Source organism: Streptomyces sp. MB09-02B, from assembly GCF_033794485.1.
GTDB lineage: Bacteria > Actinomycetota > Actinomycetes > Streptomycetales > Streptomycetaceae > Streptomyces.
This window is the reverse complement of the sequence record NZ_JARGEE010000604.1, coordinates 1-4,204: the sequence shown is the minus strand read 5'-3', so window position 1 is coordinate 4,204 and position 4,204 is coordinate 1. Positions and strand designations below refer to the sequence as shown.

Sequence of the window (4,204 nt, the reverse complement as noted above, 5' to 3'; positions counted from 1 at the left end):
GCCCCGTTGCGCGGTGTGGTCGCCCTCGCCCCGATCGCCGACCTCGCCGTGGCCGAGAAGCTCGACGTATGCGGCGGCGCGACCACGCAACTCCTCGGCGGCCAGGAGAAGTTCACGGACCGCCGCCCCTACGCCGACCCGGCGCTCCTCCTCCCCACCGGCATCGCCACCACCCTCGTACAGGGCCGCTCCGACATCGTCGTCCCCCAGGCCGTCGCCGAGGCGTACGCCGACGCCGCGGCCAAGGCGGGCGAGGTCGTCGGCCTGACCCTGCTGGAGGACGTGGGCCACTTCCCCCTCATCGACCCGGCGGCGGACGCCTGCGCGGTGGTGGTGGAGGAGATCGCGCAGCTGGCCTGGTGAGAGCCGCCCCGACGGGTCCGGCGGGGCCCCGTACCCGCCCGTAGTACCTGAGACGGACCCGGACAGACCCTCCTCACTGGTGACGACGGCGCACCCGCCCTCCGCCTACCGTTTCCCACGTGACCGAGACGACCCAGACGCAGACGATGCCCTCGCGCGGCGGGGGCAGGCAGAGCAGCCCGGAGTTCCGGGTGGCGATGGACGCGTGGCAGAGGCTGCGACAGGACCTGTTCCACGACGCGTTCGCCTACCTGCCGATGCCCCCGATGAAGATGGACGGCCCGTTCACCAGTCGGTTCTCCGGCCGCCTGCGTGCCTACGTGGCTTGGGCCCCGCACGCGGCCGTGGTGACGGCCGGCCTGTTCTCGATGCCCATCGCCGCCTCCGGGAACGACGGAAACGGGCTCGGCGCGATGGTGGCCGCCGTCCTCGCCCTGCTGCCGATCCTGCTGACCATGATCAGACCCGTGGCGGCCTTCTGGGCCTCCATGATCGCGGCACCCCTGACCGCGGTGGGCAGCGGTCAGTGGGACGACTGGCCGTGGACGGCCGGCAGTTTCGCGGCCCACCTGGTGGTGATGACCGTCGTGGCCCTGCGCACGCGGCCGCGCATAGCCGCCTGGATGTGGATTTTGACCGCGGCGTACGGGGTGTTCATGGAGGCCACCCTCGGCGGGGGCCACTACGCGGTGAACAACACGGTCCCCCTGCTCTTCGTCTCCGCCATGTCCATGCTGGCAGCGTCCGCCCTGACCATCCGCCGCACGGCCCAGCGGGAGGTGACCGCCCAGCTGACGGTGACCGAGCACGAGCGTTCCCGGCGCACCCTCCTGGAGGAGCGCACCACGATCGCCCGCGAGCTGCACGACGTGGTGGCCCACCACATGTCCGTGGTCGCCATCCAGGCCGAGGCCGCGCCCTACCGCGTGGAGAACCCGCCGCCGGAGCTGGAGCAGGCCTTCGCCACCATCCGGGAGAACGCGGTGGCCGCGCTCACCGAGCTGCGCCGCGTCCTCGGGGTGGTCCGCGCCGAGGACTACGAGGCCCCGGACGCCCCCCAGCCCACCCTCGCCGACCTCGACCACCTGCTCGCCAATGTGCGGGAGGCCGGCCTCACGGTCGACAAGGCGGTCACCGGAGCGGTCCGTGAACTCCCGCAGGGCGTGGAGCTGTCGGCGTACCGCATCGTGCAGGAGGCCCTCAGCAACACCCTGCGGCACGCTCCGGGAGCCACGGCCCGTGTGGAGATCGGCTACGTCCTCGGCGGCCTCGGGCTGCGCGTGGTCAACGGTCCGTCCCCCGAGGTGACCCTGGTGAAGTCCACCCACGGCACGGGCCACGGCCTCACCGGCATGCGCGAGCGCGTCACCATGCTGAACGGCGAGATGACGACGGGCGAGACGGAGGACGGAGGCTACGAGGTGACGGTGTTCCTGCCGGTGGCCGGCGTGAGCGAGGTGGACGCATGACGATCCGCGTGCTGATCGCCGACGACCAGATGATGGTCCGCGAGGGCTTCTCCGTGCTGCTCGGCGCGATGCCGGACATCGAGGTGGTCGGCGAGGCGGTGAACGGCCGGGACGCCGTCGACCGGGTCCGGGAGCTGTCGCCGGACGTCGTCCTGATGGACATCCGGATGCCCGAGCTGAACGGCATCGAGGCCACCCGGCAGATCGTGGCGTCGGACGGCGGCGCGAAGGTGCTGGTGCTGACCACGTTCGACCTGGACGAGTACGTGTACCAGGCGCTGCGCGCGGGCGCCTCCGGGTTCCTCCTCAAGGACGCCTCCGCCCGCCAACTGGCCGACGGGGTAAGGGTGGTGGCCTCCGGTGAGGCGCTCCTCGCGCCGTCCGTCACCAAGCGGCTGATCACGGAGTTCTCCAAGCTGGCCCAGGCCCCCCGCCCCTCGGCGGCCACCCAGCTGGCGTACGGCGAGCTCACCGACCGTGAGACCGAGGTCCTGGTCCTGATCGCCCAGGGCCTGTCGAACTCGGAGATCGCGGAGCGCCTGGTGGTCGCCGAGTCCACGATCAAGACCCATGTGAGCCGGATCCTGGTCAAACTGGGCCTGCGCGACCGGACGCAGGCGGCGGTCTTCGCGTACGAGGCGAGACTGGTCACGCCGGGTTGAGCGGCCCCTGGCCGGCAGGACACCCCTGGTCAGAACGGGGGAACCGGGCTAGCGTCGCTCCATGGCTGCTGCTCTTGACCTCGCCTTCGACCCGTGGGACCCCGACTTCGTGGCCGACCCGTACCCGGCGTACGCGGAGCTGCGGGCCCGGGGCAGGGTGCGGTACTTCGAGCCCACCAACCAGTGGCTGGTCCCGCACCACGCGGACGTCTCGGCGCTGCTGCGGGACCGGCGGCTCGGGCGGACGTACCAGCACAGGTTCACGCACGAGGACTTCGGCCGCACCGCCCCGCCTGCGGAGCACGAGCCGTTCCACACGCTGAACGACCACGGGATGCTCGACCTGGAGCCCCCGGACCACACCCGGATCCGGCGGCTGGTCTCGAAGGCGTTCACCCCGCGCACGGTGGAGCAGCTGAAGCCGTACGTGCGGGAGCTGGCCGGCGAGCTGGTGGCCGGACTGGTGGAGGCCGGCGGGGGCGACCTGCTGGCGGATGTCGCCGAGCCGCTGCCGGTGGCGGTGATCGCCGAGATGCTGGGCATCCCCGAGTCGGACCGGGCGCAGCTGCGGCCCTGGTCGGCGGACATCTGCGGGATGTACGAGCTGAGCCCGTCGGAGGAGACGGCGAAGCGGGCGGTACGAGCGTCGGTGGAGTTCTCGGACTATCTGCGGGAGCTGATCGCGCACCGCAGGGCGGAGCCCGGCGAGGACCTGATCTCGGGCCTGATCGCCGCGTACGACGAGGGCGACCGGCTCACCGAGCAGGAGATGATCTCGACCTGTGTGCTGCTGCTGAACGCGGGCCACGAGGCGACGGTGAACGCCACGGTGAACGGCTGGTGGGCGCTGTTCCGGAACCCCGGGCAGCTGGCGGCCCTGCGTGCGGACCACTCGCTGGTGCCGACGGCGGTGGAGGAGCTGATGCGCTACGACACCCCGCTGCAGCTCTTCGAGCGCTGGGTGCTGGACGACATCGAGATCGACGGGACGACGGTCCCCCGGGGCGCGGAGATCGCGATGCTGTTCGGCTCGGCGAACCACGACCCGGCCGTCTTCGCCGACCCGGAGAAGCTGGACCTCACCCGCCGGGAGAACCCGCACATCTCGTTCAGCGCGGGCATCCACTACTGCATCGGCGCGCCGCTCGCCCGTATCGAACTGGCGGCCTCGATGACGGCCCTCCTGGAGCAGGCCCCGACCCTCGCCCTCGCCACCGAGCCGACCCGCAAGCCGAACTTCGTGATCCGGGGCCTGGACGGCCTAACGGTCGAGATCTGAGGGCGCCCCGGTGCCGGACTCCGGCCCGGCACCGGCCCCCGACCTCCGTCGTCGGGCCACCAGGAGGGCGATCACCAGGCAGACGGCGGCGGGGAGGGCTGCCCCGGCCAGGGCGACGAAGGGGAGCTCGGTGGCGAGGACGGTGTAGTCCATGTCCTCGCCCTCGAAGCCGCCTCCCAGATGTCGCTGGGTCCGGTCCGAGGTCCCCCAGGCGAGGATCGCGGCCACCGCACCCACCGCCGACAACGCACACCCGCCACATCCGGAAAGACTCTGCCGATCCAACTCCGGCCCCCTCGCCCGATCCGGCCCCGGCTCCGGACTGCTCCGGTGCGCTCGCTCATACGGCGGAAGCACGGTGACGTGTGCACACCGAGGCTACCTTTTCAGGGCTTCGGGTGGGTGGTGTGGGTGCGCCGGTGGTGGTCGTA

4 protein-coding genes and 1 pseudogene are annotated in these 4,204 nt (G+C 71.8%); 4 read left to right on the top strand and 1 reads right to left on the bottom strand.

Annotated features, from left to right (window positions below):
- The 4 genes and pseudogenes from P1P70_RS41530 to P1P70_RS41515 all read left to right on the top strand — a co-directional run.
- A pseudogene (locus P1P70_RS41530) lies at window positions 1–363 on the top strand (alpha/beta hydrolase); the annotation flags it as partial.
- A 119-nt stretch (window positions 364–482) separates the two neighbouring features.
- A complete protein-coding gene (locus P1P70_RS41525; RefSeq protein ID WP_319247212.1) occupies window positions 483–1,832 on the top strand; it encodes a sensor histidine kinase in 1,350 nt (449 codons plus the stop codon).
- Window positions 1,829–2,494, top strand: coding sequence for a response regulator transcription factor (locus tag P1P70_RS41520; protein WP_319247210.1), 666 nt, complete (start codon window positions 1,829–1,831; stop codon window positions 2,492–2,494). The genes P1P70_RS41525 and P1P70_RS41520 overlap by 4 nt, the downstream gene beginning before the upstream one ends.
- 61 nt (window positions 2,495–2,555) lie before the next feature.
- Window positions 2,556–3,773, top strand: coding sequence for a cytochrome P450 (locus tag P1P70_RS41515; protein WP_319247208.1), 1,218 nt, complete (start codon window positions 2,556–2,558; stop codon window positions 3,771–3,773).
- Here the strand turns inward: P1P70_RS41515 and P1P70_RS41510 are convergent.
- Window positions 3,756–4,001 carry a hypothetical protein gene (locus P1P70_RS41510; RefSeq protein ID WP_319247206.1) on the bottom strand — a complete coding sequence of 82 codons (246 nt, stop codon included), beginning with the start codon at window positions 3,999–4,001 and terminating at the stop codon, window positions 3,756–3,758. The genes P1P70_RS41515 and P1P70_RS41510 overlap by 18 nt on opposite strands.
- Between the last annotated feature and the right edge of the window lie 203 nt (window positions 4,002–4,204).